The organism is Streptomyces sp. NPDC058751 (genome assembly GCF_042746485.1).
In the GTDB taxonomy this organism is placed as follows: domain Bacteria; phylum Actinomycetota; class Actinomycetes; order Streptomycetales; family Streptomycetaceae; genus Streptomyces.
Genome location: NZ_JBHYPZ010000033.1, coordinates 38,409 through 58,556, shown reverse-complemented (window position 1 = coordinate 58,556; position 20,148 = coordinate 38,409). Strand labels below are relative to the sequence as shown.

Sequence of the window (20,148 nt, the reverse complement as noted above, 5' to 3'; positions counted from 1 at the left end):
TGTACGGAATCTCACTCACGCCCGCGTACGGAACCACGCGCACACCCGTGCCCGTTGTACGGACGACGCCCCCGCGGGACGTTCCCGGAAGCCCCCGGCGATCGCAACACCCCTGCACGGAGCGTCACATGGCGGCCACGCACAGCGGAACCGCGTGCACGTCACGTCACCATTTACCCCAAACTGAACCCTGTTTGCCCCAATTACCCCATCGGAAACGTGATCCCAGTCACTCGTTTAACGGGAGGCTCTTCACTTCTCCTAGGGTGTCCTCTCAGTGACTTCCTTCGACACCACCCCCCAACTCAACGTCTGGCGCGCACTGCTCACGCTGGCCGTGGTGTTCGTGATGCTGGCCACCAGTGGCTGGACCGCGCTCCACAACCACCGGGCACCCTCACCGCTCCAGGCGTCCCGCTCCGCGTGGGAGCGCGGCAGCATCGCCGGACACGAGCTGCCCGACACGGACTCCGCTCCGGAACTGCTGGCCCGGTTCTTCGGCACGCTCGACGCGCGGCAGCGTTCGGACCTCGCCCACCGCTACCCGCTCGCGGTCGGCAACATGAACGGGGCCCCGGTGACCCTGCGCTACGCGGCGAACCGTCTCGCGCTGAAGCACGAGCGCACGGTCGAGCGCAAGCGCATGCACGACAACCGGCTGTCCTCGCTCGGCCAGTACGAGGCGGGCCGGCGCATGCACCGCTACGAGGCCCTGCTGGACGAGGACCGCAGGATCCTCGCCTTCGACCCCAACGGCTCGGGCCGGGCGGCCGAGGTCTTCGGCGACCTCGACAGCGCCAGCCGCGTATCGGTGGTGGTCCCCGGCGTCGACACCGACCTGCTCACCTTCCAGCGCACGTACAAGCAGTACTCGGCGCCGGTCGGCATGGCGGACTCGCTGTACCGGGCGGAGCGCTCGGCCGGTCCCGGCATACGCACGGCCGTGATCGCGTGGGCCGACTACACGACGCCCAACGGACTCGGCATCGACTCCGCCACCGCCATGCGGGCCGAGGACGGCGCGGTGCGGCTGAACGCGCTGGTGCGGGCGCTGCCCGGCAGCTCCGAGGTGGCGCTGTACTGCCACAGCTACGGCTCGGTCCTGTGCGGGGTGGCCGCCTCCTCGCTGCCCTCCCGGGTCTCCGACATAGCGGTGGCGGGCAGCCCCGGCATGCGGGCGGCGAACGCGGAGAACCTGCGCACCACCGCCCGGGTCTGGGCGATGCGCGACGCGGACGACTGGATCCAGGACGTGCCGCACCTGGAGGTCGGGGGCCTCGGACACGGCGCGGACCCGGTCTCCAAGGGGTTCGGGGCACGGGTGCTGTCGGCCGAGGGGGCGAAGGGTCACGCCGGCTACTTCGAGCCGGGCACGGAGAGTCTCCGCAACTTCGCGGAGATCGGGATCGGCGCGTACCGCGCCGTCAGCTGCGCGCGTGACGACGACGCCTGCCGGACGGGTTTGTCCGCCGGTGCGTCGTCCTGACGCGCGTAGAGGACGAAGAACTGCGGTCCGCCCAGAGAGGCGACGGAGGCTTGCGTGCCGCATACGATGGCCCGCATGGGTGACGTACTGGCCGGTTTTCATGCCGCCTGGGAGTTCGAGTCCGACTCCGTGCTCATCCGCTTCGAACGGGGGATCCGTACACCGAAGCTGTTCCAGGCGCTCGGCGAACGCCGTGTGCCCCTGGAGGCGATCGCGGCGGTGACACTGACACCCGGGAAGCGAGGCACGGTCGTTCTGCGTGCGGTGCCGAGACCCGGCGCCGATCCGCTGATGGAAGCGGCCGCGGGACAGCTCAAGGAGGGGTGCGACCCGTACCGGCTGGTGCTGCCCGCCGACCGCGAGACGCTCGCCGAGTACTACGCGGACGAGCTGCGCGGACAGCTCACCGCGGACGGCGAGCCCGCCGAGCGCTTCCTCGTGAAGCCGCCCGAGGGGCCGCTGACCTTCAAGGCCTACGACGGGAAGGCCACCTTCGACGGCAGGACGGTGTCCTTCCGGTGGTTCTGGACCGGCGCGTCCTCGGCGAAGTGGAAGGCCGGCGACCAGACCTTCCCGGTCTCCGCGCTGTGCGGGGTCGAGTGGCGCTCCCCGGAGGTGTTCGAGGGCCATCTGCGGCTGCTGCGGCGGGAGCCCGCCCCGGCACATCCCGCCCAGGCGGACCAGGACCCGGCGGCGGTCGTCTTCGGCCTCGGGTACGGGCCCGTCCACGAGTCGCTGCCGTTCGCGGCGGCCGTGCTCGCCGCCACGCGCTCCGCGAGTCCCGCGCCGCAGGACGCGGTCCCGGCCCCGCACCGCGACCCGGCCGACATCGCCGACCGGATCCGGCACCTCGGGGAACTGCACGAGGCCGGGCTCGTCACTGACGAGGAGTTCTCCGTGAAGAAGGCGGAACTGCTCGCCCAGCTCTGAAACCGGTGCCCCGCGGCCGGGCGCGCCCGGTCCCGGCGCGCCCGGACACCGGCCGTGTCCGGGGCCGGGCCGTGTCCGGGGCCGGGCCGTGTCCGGGCCGTGCGGTGTCAGAGCCGTGCGGTGTCAGGAGTGCTCCGGCGCGAGGGCGCGGCTCGCGTCCCCGTAGAAGCCGATCTTCCGGTCGAGGACGGCCAGGGTGTCCTGGAGCTCGGCGATCCGGGCCCGGACGTCCCGGCGGGTCGCCTCCAGGAGTTCGCAGCGCTCCGTGTACGTGTGGTCGCCGGCGCGCACCAACTCCGCGTAGCGGACCATGTCGGCGACCGGCATCCCGGTGAGCCGCAGCTTGCCGACGAGACCCAGCCAGTCCAGGTCGCGGTTGCTGTAGCGGCGCTGGCCGGTGTGCGAGCGGTCGATGTGCGGCATCAGCCCGATGCGCTCGTACCAGCGCAGGGTGTGCGCGCTGAGGCCGGTGAAGGCGACGACCTCGCTGATCGTGTACTTGTCCCGGCCGTCGGGGCGCCGCCGCTCCCGCTCGGGCGGCCCGGCGCAGGCGTCGGTCCCGGTGGCCTCGGCTGTGGTCTCCATCACCGTCATGCCCTCCACGCTAGAACCTTGGAGTCCGCTCGAGGCAAGCCGAACCGGCCGAAAATCCCGGGACGTGGCCGGGGGACGACGGTTACCGTGCGGATCATGAGTCCCGTACGCCGTGCCACGCCCGAGGACGCACCCGAAGTGCTCCGTCTGCGCCAGGTGATGATCGACTCGGTCTCCGGCCCCGGCGCCGGCTCCTCCAGCGCGTGGCACGCCGCGTCCCTGCCCACCGTACGGGCGAAGCTCGCCGATCCCGAGGGGCCCTTCGCCGCCTTCGTGATCGACCACCCGGACCGGCCGGGCGCCCTCGCGGCACTCGTCGCCGGGACGGTCGAGTACCGGATCGGACGGGCGGACAACCCGCACGGCGCGGTCGGGTACGTCTTCAGCGTCGCCACCGATCCGGACGCCCGGCGCCGCGGTCACGCCCGCGCCTGCATGGAGACGCTGCTCGACTGGTTCCGCAGGCGCGGTGTCGCCCAGGTCGACCTCAACGCGTCCGCCGAGGCCGAGCCGCTCTACGCGTCCCTCGGGTTCGTCCGCAAGCCGGACCCCTCGATGCGGCTGAGTCTCGGACCGGCTTAGGCTCGGGGCATGTCCTTGCAGAGCCTGGCGCTGATCTCGAACTGGCCCGTTCCCACCGCCGCAGCCGCGGTCGTCCGCGCGGACGGCACCGTGGCCGGCTCGCACGGGCCGGGCGGGCACCGGTTCGCGCTGGCCTCCGTCACCAAGCCGCTCGCCGCGTACGCCGCGCTCGTCGCGTACGAGGAGGGGGCGATCGAGCTCGACGAGCCGGCCGGGCCCGCCGGTTCGACGGTCCGTCATCTGCTCGCGCACACCTCGGGCCTGGCCTTCGACGAGCACCGGGCGACCTTCACGCCCGGGGAGCGGCGGCTGTACTCCAACGCCGGCTTCGAGGTGCTCGGGGACCACATCGCCAAGGCCGCGGACATGCCCTTCGCGGAGTACCTGCGCCAGGCGGTCCTGGAACCGCTCGGCATGACCGCGACGACGCTGGACGGTTCGCCCGCGAAGGACGGCGTCTCGACCGTGGACGACCTCGTCCGCTTCGCCGCCGAGCTCCAGGCGCCGCGGCTCCTCGACCCGCGCACGGTCGCGGAGGCGATGACCGTGCAGTACCCCGGCACCAAGGGCGTCCTTCCGGGCTACGGCCACCAGAACCCCAACGACTGGGGACTCGGCTTCGAGATCCGCGCCTCCAAGTCGCCGCACTGGACGGGTGCTTCGTCCTCGCCGCGCACCTTCGGGCACTTCGGGCAGGCCGGTACGTTCCTGTGGGTCGACCCGGCCGCGGGCGCCGCCTGCGTCGCGCTGACCGACCGCCCCTTCGGCCCCTGGGCGATCGAGGCGTGGACGCCCTTCACGGACGCGGTGCTGGCCGACCTCGCCTCCTGACGCGGGCGGGCCACCGCGGCCGGAACACGGTACGGCCGGCGGAAGGCCCCGGCCTCGCGCACCGGCGTCGGCGTCCGCGGCAGCGCCGTCAGCCGGCCGTCATCTCCCACACCAGCAGCTCCGCCGGGGCCCCCGCGACCAGTTCCAGGTCCTTCGCGTCCGTGATGCGGGCCGCGTCGCCCTCCTCCAGTTCCACGCCGTCCAGCCGGACCTCGCCGCGCACCACGTGGACGTAGACGCAGGGCGCGTCGGGGACGGCCGTGCGCTCGCCCGCCGTCAGCCGCCGCACGTGGAGCATGGCCCCGGCCTCGGGAACGGCGTACGGGGTGGAGTCGGCGATGCCGCGGACGGTCTCGTAGGCGGGGTCGCCGCCCGGTTCCAGCGGGGCCAGCCACATCTGGACGAAGACCAGCGGCAGCTCTCCGTCGTTGCGCTCGACGTGGCGGACCCCGCCCGCCGAGCTCAGCCGCTGGACGTCTCCGTGCCGCAGCACCGACTCGTTGCCCGCCGAGTCGCGGTGGGTCAGCTCGCCCTCCACCACCCAGGTGACGATCTCGGTGTGGCTGTGCGGGTGCTCGTCGAAGCCCGCGCCGGGGGCGAGCCTCTCCTCGTTGCAGGCGATCACCGCGCCGAAGCGGAGATTGTCCGGGTCGTAGTGCGGACCGAAGGAAAAGGCGTGGAGCGAGGAGATCCCGGCCGCCGGGTCCCCTCCGCGGTAGCGCTCGTCGGCGCGGCGGACGTCCATCACCCCACCACGGTAGCCCCGGACCGGCGACGGCTCCCCGCCTACTTGCGACCCGCCGCCGCACGGCTCCGTCCGGATAAGGCAGTCTTGTCCCGTGCCCGAACCCGAAGCCAGCAACACCGAGCGCCCGGCCCACGACGTCGACTCGCACACCGCGACCCTCAGGCGGCTGGAGAAGTCGGCCGGCAGTCTCGCCGCCCAGGCCATCACGCGGATGGACGAGACACTGCCGTGGTACCGGGCCATGCCACCGGAGAACCGGTCGTGGATCGGGCTGGTCGCCCAGGCCGGTATCGCGGCCTTCACGGAGTGGTTCCGGCACCCGGACGCTCCGCAGGCCATCTCCACGGACGTCTTCGGCACCGCGCCACGCGAGCTGACCAGGGCCATCACGCTGCGGCAGACGGTGGAGATGGTGCGGACGACAATCGAGGTCATGGAATCGGCCATCGACGAGGTGGCGGCACCCGGCGACGAGTCCGTGCTGCGCGAGGCGCTCCTCGTGTACGCCCGCGAGATCGCCTTCGCCACCGCGCAGGTGTACGCGCAGGCGGCGGAGGCACGCGGTGCCTGGGACGCCCGGCTGGAGTCGCTCGTGGTGAACGCGGTGCTCTCCGGCGAGGCGGACGAGGGCGCCGTCTCCCGGGCCGCCGCGCTCGGGTGGAACTCGCCCGAACACGTCTGCGTGGTGCTGGGCACCGCGCCCGACGGTGACAGCGAGCTGACCGTCGAGGCGATCCGGCGCGCGGCCCGGCACGCCAAGCTGCAGGTGCTGACGGGGGTGCTCGGCGACCGGCTGGTCGTCATCGCGGGCGGCAGCGACAACCCGCTCGCCGTCGCCAAGTCCCTGATCGGTCCGTACGCCGCCGGATCGGTCGTCGCCGGGCCGATCGTGCCCGACCTGCTGGCCGCGACCCGGTCCGCACAGGCCGCGGCGGCCGGGCTGAAGGCGTGTTTCGCCTGGCAGGACGCCCCGCGCCCGGTTCTGGCGGACGATCTGCTGCCGGAGCGCGCGATCGCCGGAGACCCCTCGGCCCGCGAGCAGTTGGTGGAGGAGATCTACAGACCGCTGGAGGAGGCGGGCTCGGCGCTCCTGGAGACGCTCAGCGTCTATCTGGAACAGGCGAGCAGTCTCGAAGGCGCGGCCCGGATGCTGTTCGTCCATCCCAACACCGTGCGCTACCGGCTCCGACGTGTGACTGACGTCACCGGCTGGTCGCCCTCGGATGTTCGGTCGGCGTTCACGCTGCGGATCGCGCTGATCCTGGGGCGTCTGGCCGATGGAGATCCACAAACCTAGCCTTTTGTCGGGGACCTACAATTCCCCTTCGTGTTCTTCGTCCCTGTCCCCACGGGCGGCCGTGGCCGTCCACAAGAGAGAGTGTGAGAGTGCTCGTACTCGTCGCTCCCGGCCAGGGCGCTCAGACGCCCGGCTTCCTGACTCCTTGGCTCGACCTCCCCGGTGCCGCCGAACGCCTCGCCGCGTGGTCGGACGCCATCGGGCTGGACCTTGCCCACTACGGCACGCAGGCCGACGCGGACGCGATCCGTGACACGGCCGTCGCGCAGCCGCTCCTGGTCGCCGCCGGTCTCCTGTCCGCCGCGGCACTCGGTGACGTGACCCCCGGTGCCGTCGCCGGCCACAGCGTCGGCGAGATCACCGCGGCCGCGTTCGCGGGAGTGCTCGACGACGCCGCCGCGCTGGCCCTCGTGCGCAAGCGCGGCCTCGCGATGGCCGACGCCGCCGCCGTCACGCAGACCGGCATGTCGGCGCTGCTCGGCGGGGACCCGGACACGACGGTCGCGCACCTGGAGAAGCTCGGGCTGACCCCGGCGAACGTGAACGGCGCCGGCCAGATCGTGGCCGCCGGCACGCTGGAGCAGCTCGCCGCCCTGGAGGCGGACAAGCCCGAGGGTGTCCGGCGGGTCGTGGCCCTGAAGGTGGCGGGCGCGTTCCACACGCACCACATGGCCCCCGCCGTCGACGCGCTGGCGAAGGCGGCCGAGGACCTGACTCCGGGCGACCCGCGGGTCACGTACGTCTCGAACCGTGACGGCCTGGCCGTCTCCTCCGGTGCCGAGGTCGTCTCCCGCCTGGTCGGCCAGGTCGCCAACCCGGTCCGCTGGGACCTGTGCATGGAGACCTTCCGGGAGCTCGGCGCGACCGCGCTGATCGAGGTGTGCCCCGGCGGCACGCTGACCGGTCTGGCCAAGCGCGCGCTGCCCGGTGTCACGACGCTGGCTTTGAAGACCCCCGACGACCTGGACGCGGCTCGCGAACTCATCGCCGAGCACGGCGCCGCCTGAGGAGCCCGAGCATGACGAAGATCAAGGCACCCAAGGGCGCTCCGTTCGCGCGCATCCTCGGCGTCGGCGGCTACCGTCCCGTCCGGGTGGTGCCCAACGAGGTGATCCTGGAGACGATCGACTCGTCCGACGAATGGATCCGTTCGCGCTCCGGCATCGAGACCCGGCACTGGGCCTCCGACGAGGAGACCGTGGCCGCGATGTCGGTCGAGGCGTCCGGCAAGGCCATCGCCGACGCCGGGATCACCGCCGAGCAGATCGGCGCCGTAGTGGTCTCCACCGTGTCGCACTTCAGCCAGACCCCGGCCATCGCCACCGAGATCGCCGACAAGCTCGGCACGAACAAGGCCGCGGCCTTCGACATCTCGGCCGGCTGCGCGGGCTTCGGCTACGGCCTGACCCTCGCCAAGGGCATGGTCGTCGAGGGTTCGGCGGAGTACGTCCTCGTCATCGGCGTGGAGCGGCTGAGCGACCTCACCGACCTGGAGGACCGCGCGACGGCCTTCCTGTTCGGCGACGGCGCGGGAGCGGTCGTCGTGGGTCCCTCCGAGGAGCCGCACATCGGCCCGACCGTGTGGGGCAGCGAGGGCGACAAGGCCGGCACGATCAAGCAGACCGTGCCGTGGGACCAGTTCAAGAACGGCGACGTCTCCGCGCTTCCGCTCGACTCCAAGGGCGAGATCAAGTTCCCTGCCATCACGCAGGAGGGCCAGGCGGTGTTCCGCTGGGCCGTGTTCGAGATGGCGAAGGTCGCGCAGCAGGCGCTGGAAGCGGCCGGAATCAGCCCGGACGACCTGGATGTCTTCATTCCCCACCAGGCCAACGAGCGGATCATCGACTCGATGGTGAAGACGCTGAAACTGCCGGGACACGTCACGGTCGCGCGTGACGTGCGCACCACCGGCAACACCTCGGCCGCCTCGATCCCGCTCGCGATGGAGCGGCTCCTGGCGACCGGTGAGGCGAAGAGCGGCGACACCGCGCTCGTCATCGGCTTCGGGGCGGGTCTCGTGTACGCCGCGACGGTCGTTACCCTCCCCTAGGCACTCCGTACCGGATCATCCGGTCCGTACGGAAAATCGCCACCCCTCTGGAAACACACCGAAGGAGCGCCTGACATGGCCGCCACTCAGGAAGAGATCGTCGAAGGTCTCGCCGAGATCGTCAACGAGATCGCCGGGATCCCCACCGAGGACGTCCAGCTGGACAAGTCCTTCACCGACGACCTGGACGTCGACTCGCTGTCCATGGTCGAGGTCGTCGTCGCCGCCGAAGAGCGCTTCGACGTCAAGATCCCGGACGACGACGTCAAGAACCTCAAGACCGTCGGCGACGCGACCGACTACATCCTCAAGCACCAGGCCTGATCTTCCGGTCACCTGGGCCGACCGCCCGGGTCCGCCGGGGCCCCGTGTCCCGGTTCCCCCGGGCTGATGCCCCGCCACCCGGCGGTGGCGCCGCTGAATCCTCGTATCCGTTGGAGAAAGAATTCCCGTGAGCCCGACCAATCGCACCGTGGTCGTCACCGGTATCGGCGCAACCACACCGCTGGGTGGCGACGCAGCCTCTACCTGGGAGGGCCTGATCGCCGGACGCTCCGGCGTCCGCCCCCTCGAGCAGGAGTGGGCCGCCGACCAGGCCGTCCGTATCGCGGCGCAGATCGCCGTGGAGCCGGGCGAGGTCATTCCCCGCCCGCAGGCCCGCCGACTGGACCGCTCGGCGCAGTTCGCGCTGATCGCGGCCAAGGAGGCCTGGGCGGACGCCGGTTTCACCGACAAGGCCGGTGTGGACCCGAACGCCGACCCCGAGCGGCTGGGCACGGTCATCGCCTCCGGCATCGGTGGTGTGACGACCCTGCTCGACCAGTACGACGTGCTGAAGGAGAAGGGCGTACGCCGTGTCTCCCCGCACACCGTCCCGATGCTGATGCCGAACGGTCCGTCCGCCAACGTGGGGCTCGCCGTGGGCGCCCGCGCCGGTGTGCACACCCCGGTCTCCGCCTGCGCCTCCGGCGCCGAGGCCATCGGCTACGCCATCGAGATGATCCGCACGGGCCGCGCCGACATCGTCGTCGCCGGCGGCACCGAGGCGGCCATCCACCCGCTTCCCATCGCCGCGTTCGGCAACATGATGGCGATGTCCAAGAACAACGAGGACCCCGAGGGTGCCTCGCGCCCCTACGACGTGGCCCGTGACGGCTTCGTCCTCGGCGAGGGCGCCGGCGTTCTCGTCCTGGAGTCCGCCGAGCACGCCGCGAAGCGCGGTGCCCGGGTGTACGCGGAGGCGGTCGGCCAGGGCGTCTCGGCCGACGCGCACGACATCGTGCAGCCGGAGCCCGAGGGCCGCGGCATCTCCCACGCCCTGCAGAACCTGCTCGACAACACCGACCTGGACCCGGCCGAGATCGTGCACGTGAACGCGCACGCCACCTCGACGCCCGCCGGTGACGTGGCCGAACTGAAGGCGCTGCGCAAGGTGTTCGGCGACGAGGCCGACCACTTCGCGGTCTCGGCGACCAAGTCGATGACCGGTCACCTCCTCGGTGGCGCCGGTGGTGTCGAGTCGGTCGCGGCCGTGCTCGCCCTCTACCACCGTCTGGCGCCGCCGACCATCAACGTGGAGAACCTCGACCCCGAGGCCGAGGCCGCCGCCGACATCGTCCGCGGCGAGGCCCGCAAGCTGCCCGTCGAGGGCCGCATCGCCGCGCTGAACGACTCGTTCGGCTTCGGCGGGCACAACGTGGTGCTGGCGTTCCGTTCGGTCTGACGCCGGCTCCCCCGCTCCGCATGACGTGTGGCCCGTACCCCTGGATCCAGGGGTACGGGCCACACGTCGTTCGTTCCCGTCCCGCGCTCCGGCCCGCTTGACGGAGCGTCACGTCACGGCGTCGCGCCGGGCGTCACACCACCTGGTGGAGCCAGCGGACCGGGGCGCCCTCGCCCGCGTAGCGGAAGGGCTCCAGCTCGTCGTCCCAGGGCTTGCCGAGGAGTCTGGCGAGGTCGGCCTCCAGGTCGCTCTCGCCGCGCTGGGAGCGCAGCAGCGCGGCGCGCAGCCGGTCCTCGGGGATGAGGATGTCGCCGTGGATGCCGGTGACGGCGTGGAAGATGCCGAGTTCGGGGGTGCAGCTGTAGCGCTCCCCCTCGGCGGTGGGGCAGGGTTCGGCGGTCACCTCGAAGCGCAGCAGGTGCCAGCCGCGCAGCGCGGAGGCGAGCTTGGACGCGGTGCCGACCTCGCCCTTCCAGGAGAACTCGGATCTCCAGGTGCCCGGCGCGGCGGGCTGCCGGATCCAGTCGAGGTTGACGCGTGTGCCGAGCACCCCCGCGACCGCCCACTCGACATGCGGACACAACGCGCGGGGCGCGGAGTGCACGTAGAGAACTCCACGTGTCGTCACTGGGGCCTCCGGACAGAGCGAGACATCTTGTAACTTAGCGGAACGGCAGTGGCAGGGCGGCCACGTGGCGAGGCTACCCTGCGGCGGCGCAAGGAGTGTGACGTACCGTCGGTCCAAGCGCCGTGAACCTCCGAGGTTTCACCCGGCGGGACGTGTCCGGACTCCCCTGTCGAGGGTCCGGGCCCGCCTCCCGGGCGGAGCCGGCCGCACCGCGGAACGCGGTGTGACCGACCGTGTACGACGTGGTGCGACCGACCGCGTGGAGCGGGTGCCGACCAACCCTGTACAACGAACGAGGAGACCAGGGGATGCGGAATCGCAGCCACCGTTCGCGGTCCGTCCTGGCCGCCGTCGCGGCGGCGGCCCTCCTGGGCGTCGCCGCGTGCGACTCCGGCGGTGGCGACCCCGCCTCGCCCGGCGGGAGCACGAGGGCCCGGCCGTCCCCGAAGCCGCCCCTGTGGGACCGCAGCCCGGACTCCGTGGCCGCGGTCGGCGACTCCATCACGCGCGGCTTCGACGCGTGCAGCGTGCTGTCCGACTGCCCCGAGGTGTCGTGGGCGACCGGCAGCGATCCCCGGGTCGGCTCCCTCGCCGTACGGCTGCTCGGCACGGCCGGGGCGGCCGAGCGGAGCTGGAACTACGCGGTGACCGGCGCACGGATGGCCGACCTTCCCGGCCAGATGGAACGGGCGGCGGCCCGGAAGCCCGAGCTGGTCACGGTGATGGCGGGCGCCAACGACGCCTGCCGGTCCTCCGCCTCGGCGATGACGCCCGTCGCCGACTTCCGCGCGGAGTTCCAGGAGGCCATGGGCACGCTGCGCGCCGCCCTGCCCAGGACCCAGGTGTACGTGTCGAGCGTGCCGGACCTGAAGCGGCTCTGGTCCGAGGGGCGGGGCAGTCCGCTGGGCAAGCAGGTGTGGAAGCTGGGCATCTGCCCCTCGATGCTCGGGGACGCGGACTCGCTGAACGCGGCGGCGACCCTCAGGCGGAGTCAGGTGCAGGACCGGGTGAAGGCGTACAACCAGGTGCTGCGCGAGGTGTGCGCCAAGGACCGGCGCTGCCGCTTCGACGGGAACGCCGTCTTCGACTACCGCTTCGGCACGGACCAGCTCAGTCACTGGGACTGGTTCCACCCGAGCAGGGACGGCCAGGCGCGGCTCGCGGAGATCGCCTACCGGACCGTCACGGCACGCGAACCCGTGTCCTAGGGTTTCCCTCATGAGTGAACTTTTCGGCACACTTTCCGACGGCACCCCGGTCCACCGCTGGACGCTGGAGCGCGCCGGGGTCCGGGTGCGTGTGCTCACGTACGGCGGGATCGTGCAGTCGGCCGAGGTGCCGGACCGGGCCGGGCGGGCCGTGGACGTGACCCTGGGCTTCTCCGCCCTGGAGGGTTACACGGCCCATCCCGAGCCGTACCTCGGCGCGCTGGTCGGGCGGTACGCGAACCGGATCGGGGGCGCGCGCTTCACGCTGGACGGGGTGGCCTACCCCCTGGAGCCGAACGACGGGCCCAGCTCGCTGCACGGCGGCCCCGGCGGTTTCGACAAGCGCGTGTGGGACGCGGAGCCGCTCGAACACGGGGTCCGGCTCTCCCGGGTCAGCCCGGACGGCGAGGAGGGCTTCCCGGGACGTCTGGAGGTCTCGGCGGCGTACACGCTCGACGAGCGGGGCGCGCTGCGGATCGCCTACGAGGCGGTCACCGACGCGCCGACCGTGGTGAACCTGACGAACCACACGTACTGGAACCTCGCCGGATCCGGCAGCGCGCTCGGGCACGAACTGCGGCTCGACGCCTCGCGGTTGACCAGGGTGGACGAGAACCTCGTCCCGACCGGGGAGCTCGACCCGGTCGAGGGCACCCGCTTCGACTTCCGTGAGCCCCGCAAGACCGGCGCGGGGTACGACCACAACTACGTGCTGGACAAGGGGGTCACCGGCGCTCCCGTGGAGGTGGCCGAGCTGTACGACCCGGCGTCCGGGCGGGTGCTGACGGTCGCGACGACCGAGCCCGGTCTCCAGCTCTACACCGCGGACCACCTGGGCGACCCGTTCGCCCCGAACGACGGCATCGCGCTGGAGACGCAGCACTTCCCCGACTCCCCGAACCGGCCGGACTTCCCGAGCACCGAGCTGCGGCCGGGCGGGGTGTTCCGCTCCGAGACGGTGTACGGGTTCTCGGTGCGCTAGTTCTCGGTGCGCCGGCTCTCGGTGCGCCAGGGAAAACGGCGAGCCCCGGTCCGGAGGTCAGGTTCCGGGCCGGGGCCGGCCGAAGGGGGGCGCTGTTCACCTCCTTCTTGCGAGGATGCCCCGGCGTTCACGCCGGGGATGAATCGCATCCCGGTGTTGCGGCGCGGAGCGCCGCCGCCTGCGGTCCGTGGGCGCGGAGCACCCGCATGGCTGCCAGGCAGAGCCGGGGAATGCGAACGCGCGCACCCATGATCACCGGTTGGAGTGATGGTCGCGCGATTGGGCATGTGCGTGCGGGCCTCGCACGTACGGTCGCGTTGAGGGAACCGGGGGCTGCGGTAGCGCGGTCCGGGGTGAGGCGAAGGGGTGAGAGGGGCGGCGGAAGTGGGGGAGGCCGAGGAGGTGGGGCATGCCCGCTACACCTACCGCCTTCGGGTGTCGTCCACCGCACGCGCCGCGCTGGAGGCGGAGTGGGACCGGTGCCGGTGGATCTGGAACGAGAGTGTGGCCAAGTCCCAGCAGGTCCACGCCCACAACAGGACCCGGCCCGACGGCACCGACAAAGAGACGTGCGGCCCGGCCCAACTCGACAAGATGCTCACCGGGGCCCGCGCCCGCACCCCGTGGCTGCGCGACGGCAGTTCGGTGCCGCAACAGCAGATCATCCGCGACTTCGGCAAGTCCCGGACGAAAGCACTGAAGGACATCCGCGAGCGGCTTCCGCAACGACAGCGGGCCGGGATGCCGACCTGGAAGACCAAGCGCGAGGCGCTGCCGAGCCTGAACTACACGAAGCGCGGGTTCCGCCTGACGGACGGCCGCCTGCACCTGGCCGGGGGCATCGTCCTCACCCCGGTATGGTCGCGGGAACTGCCCGCCGCACCCTCCTCAGTCCGCGTGTACCAGGACAGCCTGGGGCACTGGTATGCCTCGTTCATGGTCCCCGCCGAGGTGCAACCGCTGCCTCGGACCGGCCGGGTGATCGGCGTCGACTGGGGCGTACGGGAGATCGCGACCACCACGTCCGACGCCCACGATCTCCCCCATCCGCAGCACGGGAAGAAGGCCCGGACCCGGTTGTCCCGGTACGACCGCATGATGGCCCGCCGCAAACCGAAGAAGGGACAGGCCGGATCCAAGGGCTACCGTCAGGCGAAGAATCGGCGGGCGAAGACCTACGCCAAGATCGCCCGGCAGCGCCAGGACACCGCTCGTAAATGGGCGAAGAAGGTCGTGACCGACCACGACGCGATCGCCGTGGAGGACTTCCGCCCGAAGTTCCTGGCGAAGTCGACGATGGCCCGCAAGGCCGCTGACGCGGCGATCGGCGCCACGAAGACGGCCCTGCTGGAGATGGCCCGCAAGCACTGCCGGATCGTGCACCTGGTGCACCCGGCCCACACCACCATGGACTGCGCGCAGTGCGGAGCGAGAACCAAGCACACACTGCCGCTGTCACAACGAACGTATACCTGCACCGCGTGCGGAGCCGTCTCCCCCAGAGACAAGAACTCCGCCCGCGTGATGCTCGTCCGGGCTGGTCTCAACCCGGCTGGTGCCGACGGCGCAAGACCTCCGGGAGCGCCGCTCCCAGAGGCGGCCTGAGCCAGGAATCCCCTCTCATTCATGAGGGGGAGGATTCAAGCCTCGACGATCGTGCTCAGACGGCGGTCCACAAGGGAACGACCTGCCTGAACCTCGTACGAACCCTTCACGAACGCCCAGGTGTCCGTGGCGGTGTCCCAGATCTCGAAGGCGCGGCGCGGGAGTTCCACGACGGCCTCGACGCTCTCCCCGGGCGCGGCCTCGACCCCGGCGAATCCGGCGAGCACCCGCGCGGGCCGGTCGGTGCCGGGGTCGACCGGGGCGAGGTAGACCTGGACGACCTCGCGCCCGGCCCTCCGGCCGGAGTTGCGGAGGCGGACGGTGACGGTCGTGCCCTCGGCCTCGACGGACTCGTACGTCCAGTCGGTGTAGCCGAGGCCGTGCCCGAAGGGGTACGAGGGGGTCCTGCCCTCCTTCTCCCAGGCGCGGTAGCCGATGAACACGTCCTCGGTGTACGGGAGTTCCCCGTCGACGGGACGGACCCGGGTGACCGGGGCGTCGGCCAGGGAGCCCCAGGTGGTGGGGAGGCGGCCGCCCGGCTCGTGGGCGCCGGTGAGGACGTCGGCGAGGGCGGCGCCGCCCTCCTGGCCCGGGAACCAGCTCAGGAGCACGGCGGCGACCTCGTCACGCCACGGGAGTTCCACCGGGGAGCCGGAGTTGACGACGACGACGGTGTTCGGGTTGGCGGCGGCCACGGCGCGGACCAGGTCGTCCTGGCGGCCGGGGAGCCCGAGGTCCGCGCGGTCGAAGCCCTCGGACTCGACGCGTTCGGTGGTGGCGACCACGACGACGGCGGTGTCGGCGGCGCGGGCCGCCCGGGCGGCCTCGGCGATCAGTTCGTCCGCGTCGCGCACGGGTTCCTGGTGGGCGAGGGAGAAGCCGACGGCCTTCGCCCTGCCGTCCCGGGGGACCGTGACGACGTGGGTGAGGGAGACCTCCACCGGTTCGCCCGCGGTGAGTTCGGCCCGGCCGCGGGCGACGGGGGCGCCGAAGAACGTCACGAACGGGTCGTCCTGGCCCGCGCCGTGGACGTCGTCGTAGTACGTCGTGCCGTCGACGGTGAGGGTGAACGCGCCGAGGCCCTTGGTGCCGAAGGTGTGCGGGCCGCTGACGCGCGGGGTGAAGGTGCCGGTGAGTTCGACGCTGTGGAGGGTGCCGGGGGCGTCCGCGGCCCGGGCGGAGCCGGCGGGCCGCGGGAGGGCGACCCCCTCGGGCAGGTCGTCGCCCGTCCACTTGATCTGGCCGTTCGGGACGGAGACGGTGGCGATGGCCTCGCCGGTGGCGTCCCGGCAGACCGCGCGCAGCTCGAACCCCTTGTCGGCGACGGGGAGTTCGACGACGAGGTCGGCGCCGAGGGCGTACGTCACACCACCCTCGGGGAGAGCGGCGGTGAGGCCGTCGAGGGGCGAGACGATCCGGGCGGGGAACACGGTGGCCGAGCCGCCGCCGAGGACACGGGCGTCGCGGGCGGCGGCGCCGACGAGGGCGACCCGGTGCCCCTCGGGGAGCGGCAGGGCGCCCTCGTTGCGGACGAGGACGAAGCCGCGGCGGGCCACCTCGCGGGCCAGCGCCGGCCCGTCCACGGGCGCCGGGACCTCGGTCACGACGGGCTCGGCGCCCTCCAGCGCGCCGACGCGGGCGGCGAGCCGGAGCACGTTGCGGACGGCCGTGTCGACCGTGGCCTCCTCGACCTCGCCCGCGCGCACGGCGGCGGCGAGCGGTTCCCCGTAGACGGTCAGGGGGCCGGGCATGGCGACGTCGAGGCCGCCCTCGATCGCGGCCGTGGTGGAGCGGGCGGCCGTCCAGTCGGAGACGTTGAACCCGTCGAAGCCCCATTCGCCGCGCAGGACCCCGTTCACGAGCCGGCCGTGCTCGCTCATGGTCGTGCCGTTGACCGAGTTGTAGGCGGTCATGACACCCCACGGGCGGGCCTTCTCGACGATGGTCTCGAAGGGGGCCAGGTACAGCTCGCGCAGGGCGCGTTCGGAGACGAGGTTGTCCACCGTGAAGCGGTCGGTCTCGGCGTCGTTGGCGACGAAGTGCTTGACGGTGGTGGCGACCCCGCCGGACTGCACCCCCCGGACGTAGCCGCTGCCGATCTCGCCGGTCAGGAGCGGGTCCTCGCTGTACGCCTCGAAGTGGCGGCCGCCGAGGGGTGAGCGGTGGAGGTTGACGGTGGGGGCGAGCAGGACGTGGACACCCTTGCGGCGCGCCTCCTGGGCGAGCAGCACGCCGGCGCGGCGGGCCAGGTCCGGGTCCCAGGAGGCGGCGAGCGCGGTGGGCGAGGGGAGCGCGACGGAGGGGTCGTCGGCGGTCCAGCGGACGCCCCGGACGCCGATCGGGCCGTCGGACATGACGAGGGAGCTCAGCCCGATCTCGGGGAGCGCGGGCAGCGTCCACATGTTCCGCCCGGACAGCAGCCGGGCCTTCGCGTCCAGGCCGAGCCGGCCGAGTGCCGCCTCGACGACGGCCTCGCGGGCCGCGTCCGCCCGCGCGCCCTCCGGGTCCTTCGCCGTCCCCACCTCGGTGTCCGCCATGGCGGTCCCTCCTCGTCGAAAGCCGTCGGTCTCCCCGTCCCCACATCGTGCAACGGGCGCCCGCCGCCTGCCGAGTGGCGGGGAGCGGCTTCCGGACGGGATCACGCCGGAGCGCGCCGCTCCCCGCCCGCCCCGGTGCCGGACGGCCTTCGGTCCCGCGGTCCGGCGCCGACGGCCGCGACGACCTCGACCTCGACGAGGGCGTCCGGCTCGAACAGGCGCGCGACCTCGAAGGTCATGCTGGTCGGGGCCGTTCCCGTGAGGAACTCCCGGCGTACGGCGCCGTATTCGTGCAGTCCGCCGATGTCGGTCAGATACGTGCGGATGTTGATGACGTCGTCGAGGGTCGCGCCGTGCGCGTCGAGCAGCGCGGCGATCGTCTCGAAGACGCCGCGGCTCTGGGTGGCGAGGTCGGGGCCGTCCGCGACCTGACCCGAGAGGTACAGGAGGGCTCCCTGGCCCGGGAGTTCGACGCGGGCGACCTGGGAGTAGTAGGCGTTGGCGGGCTGCGGCGCGGAGGCCGGGCTGTCGAGCGTGACGCGCATGACGTCCTCTCAGGCGGGGTTCCGGATGCGGGTGACGGCCCGCGCGATGTCCTCGTCGGCCGCGGCCGGGTCCTCGGCGGCGTGCCGGTAGTGCTCCAGCGCGGCTTCCACGGCAGGGAGCCGGGCCCGTTCCGTGGCGAGCGCGAGGTCCTTCACGGCGAGTGCGGTGCCGAAGTGCACGCCTTCGGCGAAGGCGCGGCCGACGGCGCCCGCCCCGACGAGCGGGCCGGCCTTCGCGGGCGTGCGGTTCCACACCGTCAACGGGTGCTGTGCGCCGAGGAGTCGGCGGGCCATGGCGGAGCCCATGTGCCCCAGTCCGAGCAAGGCGATCTTTTCCATGCACGGGACGCTAGGCGCGGCCCGGTGATGCGACAAGCGAATGTCTAGCATGTCCTCCATGCCGAATCAGCATGACTCCGCCGCCCCTCACGACCCCGCCGCGCGCGACGCGGACGGCCCGGAGGCGGAGCCGTACGGCGGGGGCGCGGACGGCTCGGGCTTCTTCGCCGCTCCCGACCTGTCCACCGTCTGGCTGCGGGTCTTCCTCGACGTCGCGCGGCACGGTTCGTTCACCGTGGCCGCCCGGACCCTCGGGTGGACGCAGTCCGCGGTGTCACGCCAGATCTCCGCGCTGGAGGCGGCGCTCGGAGGGGCGCCGCTCTTCGACCGGCTGCCCCGGGGCGTACGGCTGACGGAGGCCGGCCGGGTCCTCGTACCGCACGCCGAGGCGGTGGTGGAGCGGCTGCGCGGGGCCGGGCGCGAGCTGGCCGCGCTGCGGGAGGCGGCGGGCGGACGGCTGCGGGTGGGGTCCTTCGCCTCGGCGGACACGGCGCTGGTGCCCCGGGCGATCGCGGCGTTCCGCGCCCGGCACCCCGCGGTCCTGCTCACCCGCAGGCAGGACCTCACCCCCGCCCTGCTGGACCTGCTGAGCGCCGGCCGTCTCGATCTGGCGGTCGTCTCGACGACGGGCCGCCCCCGGCTGGACGGCCACTGCCTGCACCATCTGCTCGACGAGTCCCTCTACGTCGCCGTCCCCGCCGGCCACCCGCTCGCCGGGGAGCCGTCCGTGCGCCTGCCCCAGCTCGCCGACGCCGACTGGATATCGGGCAGCCCCCGCCCCGAGGGCACCCTGCTCGACGCCGCGCTGCGGCACGGGTTCCGGCCGCGGGTGGCGCATGTGGTCGCCGAGTGGACCGCCAAGCAGGGGTTCGTGGCGGCCGGACTCGGGGTGGCCCTGATCCCCGCGCTCGCCGCCGAGTCCGTACGCCCGGACATCGCGCTCCTGCCCGTGCTCGACGAGGAGGCCCCGGCCCGGGCGGTGTACGCGGCGACGGTGCGGGGGCGGTCCCTGACACCGGCGGCGCGGGCGTTCCTGGCCGCGCTGCGGGAGTCGGCGGCGGGGATTCCCCGCTGAGCGGCGGGATCCCGCCCGGTCAGCGGGGCGGGGCGAGGGCGGCGCGTGTCCCGGTCACGGGGTGGCGCTCCGCGCCCGGGACGCCTCCGCGGAGCCCTCGAAGTCCTCGGGGTTCTCGGGGTCCTCGTCCGCGTCGCCCTCGCGGATCTCCTCGCCGAGCAGGTCCCGGGCCATCAGCGTGGCGCCCGCGACGGCCCCCGGCATCAGGAACACCGCGACGAACGGGACGAGGAAGGCGAGGCCCAGCGGGGTGCCGAAGCCCCAGACCAGGGTCTTGCGGGAGCGGAGCAGGGCGAGGCGCGCCCGGAGGTCGACGTCGCGGCGCTGGAGGGCGACGGCGACGAGTTCCTCGGTGAGGAAGAAGCCCGTGACGAAGAAGCCGAGCACCGGGACGACGGTCTGGCCGACGAGCGGGACGAAGCCGAGCGCGAAGAGGAGGACGCCCCACACGAGGGCCCGCACGAGGATGCGGACGCTGTCGCGGGCGGAGATCCACAGCTCGCGCCACAGCGGCAGTCCGGACTCGGGGGCCGTGCCGTCCGGGGAGACGTCGCGGTCGACCTGCTCCGAGAGGCTCTCGTAGAAGGGCTGGCCGACGAGCAGGGTGACCGCGGTGAAGGTGAGGACGGAGAGGAGCAGGGCCAGGGCGAACAGGACGACGGTGAGGAAGGCGCGGAAGAGTCCTTCCCAGGGGCTGCTCCAGTCGTCGGCGAACGGCGTCGCCCAGGTGACGAAGTCCTCCCCGTACACGGCGAGGGCGACGAGCGCCGCCGCGTAGAGGACGAGCGTGATGAGTCCCGGCAGCAGCCCGAACCCGAAACTCTTCCCGTGCCGGGCCACCCACCGCTGGCCGCGCAGCAGATAACCGAAGCCCACCCCAAGATCGCGCATGGGAAGACCCTATCGGGGCGCCGCGCCGGACCACAGCCCGCGGTGGCGGAGGCCGCCCTTCCCGGGCCGGCCGTCGCCTCCGCGGCGGTCACCCGCT

20 protein-coding genes are annotated in these 20,148 nt (G+C 72.7%); 13 read left to right on the top strand and 7 right to left on the bottom strand.

All coding sequences use genetic code 11. The annotated features are described in order from the left end of the window. Positions 1-277 precede the first annotated feature (277 nt). Positions 278-1,486: an alpha/beta hydrolase gene (locus tag ACFW6B_RS27670; protein ID WP_386599932.1), complete on the top strand. Its 1,209-nt coding sequence runs from the start codon at positions 278-280 to the stop codon at positions 1,484-1,486. Positions 1,487-1,561: 75 nt separating this feature from the next. Then, on the top strand, positions 1,562-2,416 hold the full coding sequence (locus tag ACFW6B_RS27665) for a DUF4429 domain-containing protein (RefSeq protein ID WP_386599930.1): 855 nt from the start codon (positions 1,562-1,564) through the stop codon (positions 2,414-2,416). Between the two features lie 123 nt (positions 2,417-2,539). Here the strand turns inward: ACFW6B_RS27665 and ACFW6B_RS27660 are convergent, their stop codons facing one another. After that, positions 2,540-3,010: a MerR family transcriptional regulator gene (locus ACFW6B_RS27660; RefSeq protein WP_386599928.1), complete on the bottom strand. Its 471-nt coding sequence runs from the start codon at positions 3,008-3,010 to the stop codon at positions 2,540-2,542. Positions 3,011-3,106: 96 nt separating this feature from the next. Between ACFW6B_RS27660 and ACFW6B_RS27655 the strand changes: the two genes are divergently transcribed. Together ACFW6B_RS27655 and ACFW6B_RS27650 are read left to right on the top strand one after the other, a co-directional pair. After that, positions 3,107-3,592 (top strand): GNAT family N-acetyltransferase, encoded by a 486-nt coding sequence (locus tag ACFW6B_RS27655; protein ID WP_386599926.1) that lies wholly within the window; start codon positions 3,107-3,109, stop codon positions 3,590-3,592. 9 nt (positions 3,593-3,601) lie between these two features. Then, positions 3,602-4,423: a serine hydrolase domain-containing protein gene (locus ACFW6B_RS27650; protein ID WP_386599924.1), complete on the top strand. Its 822-nt coding sequence runs from the start codon at positions 3,602-3,604 to the stop codon at positions 4,421-4,423. Between the two features lie 88 nt (positions 4,424-4,511). Here the strand turns inward: ACFW6B_RS27650 and ACFW6B_RS27645 are convergent, their stop codons facing one another. Further along, positions 4,512-5,168, bottom strand: coding sequence for a pirin family protein (locus ACFW6B_RS27645; protein WP_386600030.1), 657 nt, complete (start codon positions 5,166-5,168; stop codon positions 4,512-4,514). A 94-nt stretch (positions 5,169-5,262) separates the two neighbouring features. Here ACFW6B_RS27645 and ACFW6B_RS27640 point away from each other — a divergent pair, with 94 nt between their 5' ends. The 5 genes from ACFW6B_RS27640 to fabF all read left to right on the top strand — a co-directional run bounded on the left by ACFW6B_RS27640 (position 5,263) and on the right by fabF (position 10,241). Then, a complete protein-coding gene (locus tag ACFW6B_RS27640; protein WP_386599922.1) occupies positions 5,263-6,468 on the top strand; it encodes a PucR family transcriptional regulator in 1,206 nt (401 codons plus the stop codon). A gap of 89 nt (positions 6,469-6,557) precedes the next feature. Further along, positions 6,558-7,475 (top strand): ACP S-malonyltransferase, encoded by a 918-nt coding sequence (locus ACFW6B_RS27635; protein ID WP_386599920.1) that lies wholly within the window; start codon positions 6,558-6,560, stop codon positions 7,473-7,475. 11 nt (positions 7,476-7,486) lie between these two features. Then, complete coding sequence (locus ACFW6B_RS27630; protein WP_386599918.1) at positions 7,487-8,518, top strand: ketoacyl-ACP synthase III; 1,032 nt, start codon at positions 7,487-7,489, stop codon at positions 8,516-8,518. Positions 8,519-8,593: 75 nt separating this feature from the next. Beyond that, positions 8,594-8,842, top strand: a complete 249-nt coding sequence (locus ACFW6B_RS27625) for an acyl carrier protein (RefSeq protein ID WP_028800941.1) — start codon at positions 8,594-8,596, stop codon at positions 8,840-8,842. A gap of 127 nt (positions 8,843-8,969) precedes the next feature. Beyond that, positions 8,970-10,241 (top strand): beta-ketoacyl-ACP synthase II, encoded by a 1,272-nt coding sequence (gene fabF / locus ACFW6B_RS27620; protein ID WP_386599916.1) that lies wholly within the window; start codon positions 8,970-8,972, stop codon positions 10,239-10,241. 133 nt (positions 10,242-10,374) lie between these two features. Here fabF and ACFW6B_RS27615 read toward each other — a convergent pair whose 3' ends face one another. Beyond that, the gene (locus ACFW6B_RS27615; RefSeq protein WP_386599913.1) at positions 10,375-10,869 is read right to left on the bottom strand and encodes a DUF3145 domain-containing protein; all 495 of its coding nucleotides are present in this window, start codon (positions 10,867-10,869) and stop codon (positions 10,375-10,377) included. 308 nt (positions 10,870-11,177) lie between these two features. Here ACFW6B_RS27615 and ACFW6B_RS27610 point away from each other — a divergent pair, with 308 nt between their 5' ends. From ACFW6B_RS27610 to ACFW6B_RS27600, 3 genes are all read left to right on the top strand, one after another. After that, complete coding sequence (locus ACFW6B_RS27610; RefSeq protein ID WP_386599911.1) at positions 11,178-12,077, top strand: SGNH/GDSL hydrolase family protein; 900 nt, start codon at positions 11,178-11,180, stop codon at positions 12,075-12,077. Between the two features lie 10 nt (positions 12,078-12,087). Then, entirely contained in the window at positions 12,088-13,059 is a 972-nt protein-coding gene (locus ACFW6B_RS27605) for an aldose epimerase family protein (RefSeq protein WP_386599909.1), read from the top strand. A gap of 384 nt (positions 13,060-13,443) precedes the next feature. Further along, positions 13,444-14,664, top strand: a complete 1,221-nt coding sequence (locus tag ACFW6B_RS27600) for an RNA-guided endonuclease InsQ/TnpB family protein (RefSeq protein WP_386599907.1) — start codon at positions 13,444-13,446, stop codon at positions 14,662-14,664. Positions 14,665-14,699: 35 nt separating this feature from the next. Here the strand turns inward: ACFW6B_RS27600 and ACFW6B_RS27595 are convergent, their stop codons facing one another. The 3 genes from ACFW6B_RS27595 to ACFW6B_RS27585 form a co-directional block, all read right to left on the bottom strand. Then, a complete protein-coding gene (locus ACFW6B_RS27595; RefSeq protein ID WP_386599904.1) occupies positions 14,700-17,201 on the bottom strand; it encodes a beta-glucosidase in 2,502 nt (833 codons plus the stop codon). 101 nt (positions 17,202-17,302) lie between these two features. Beyond that, positions 17,303-17,746 carry a RidA family protein gene (locus tag ACFW6B_RS27590; RefSeq protein ID WP_386599902.1) on the bottom strand — a complete coding sequence of 148 codons (444 nt, stop codon included), beginning with the start codon at positions 17,744-17,746 and terminating at the stop codon, positions 17,303-17,305. Between the two features lie 9 nt (positions 17,747-17,755). Further along, entirely contained in the window at positions 17,756-18,085 is a 330-nt protein-coding gene (locus ACFW6B_RS27585; protein WP_386599900.1) for an NAD(P)-binding domain-containing protein, read from the bottom strand. Positions 18,086-18,263: 178 nt separating this feature from the next. Between ACFW6B_RS27585 and ACFW6B_RS27580 the strand changes: the two genes are divergently transcribed. Further along, complete coding sequence (locus ACFW6B_RS27580) at positions 18,264-19,160, top strand: LysR family transcriptional regulator (RefSeq protein ID WP_386600028.1); 897 nt, start codon at positions 18,264-18,266, stop codon at positions 19,158-19,160. A gap of 54 nt (positions 19,161-19,214) precedes the next feature. On the opposite strand, the gene ACFW6B_RS27575 is transcribed toward ACFW6B_RS27580, so the two are convergent. Beyond that, complete coding sequence (locus tag ACFW6B_RS27575; protein ID WP_386599898.1) at positions 19,215-20,051, bottom strand: EI24 domain-containing protein; 837 nt, start codon at positions 20,049-20,051, stop codon at positions 19,215-19,217. Positions 20,052-20,148: the final 97 nt, after the last annotated feature.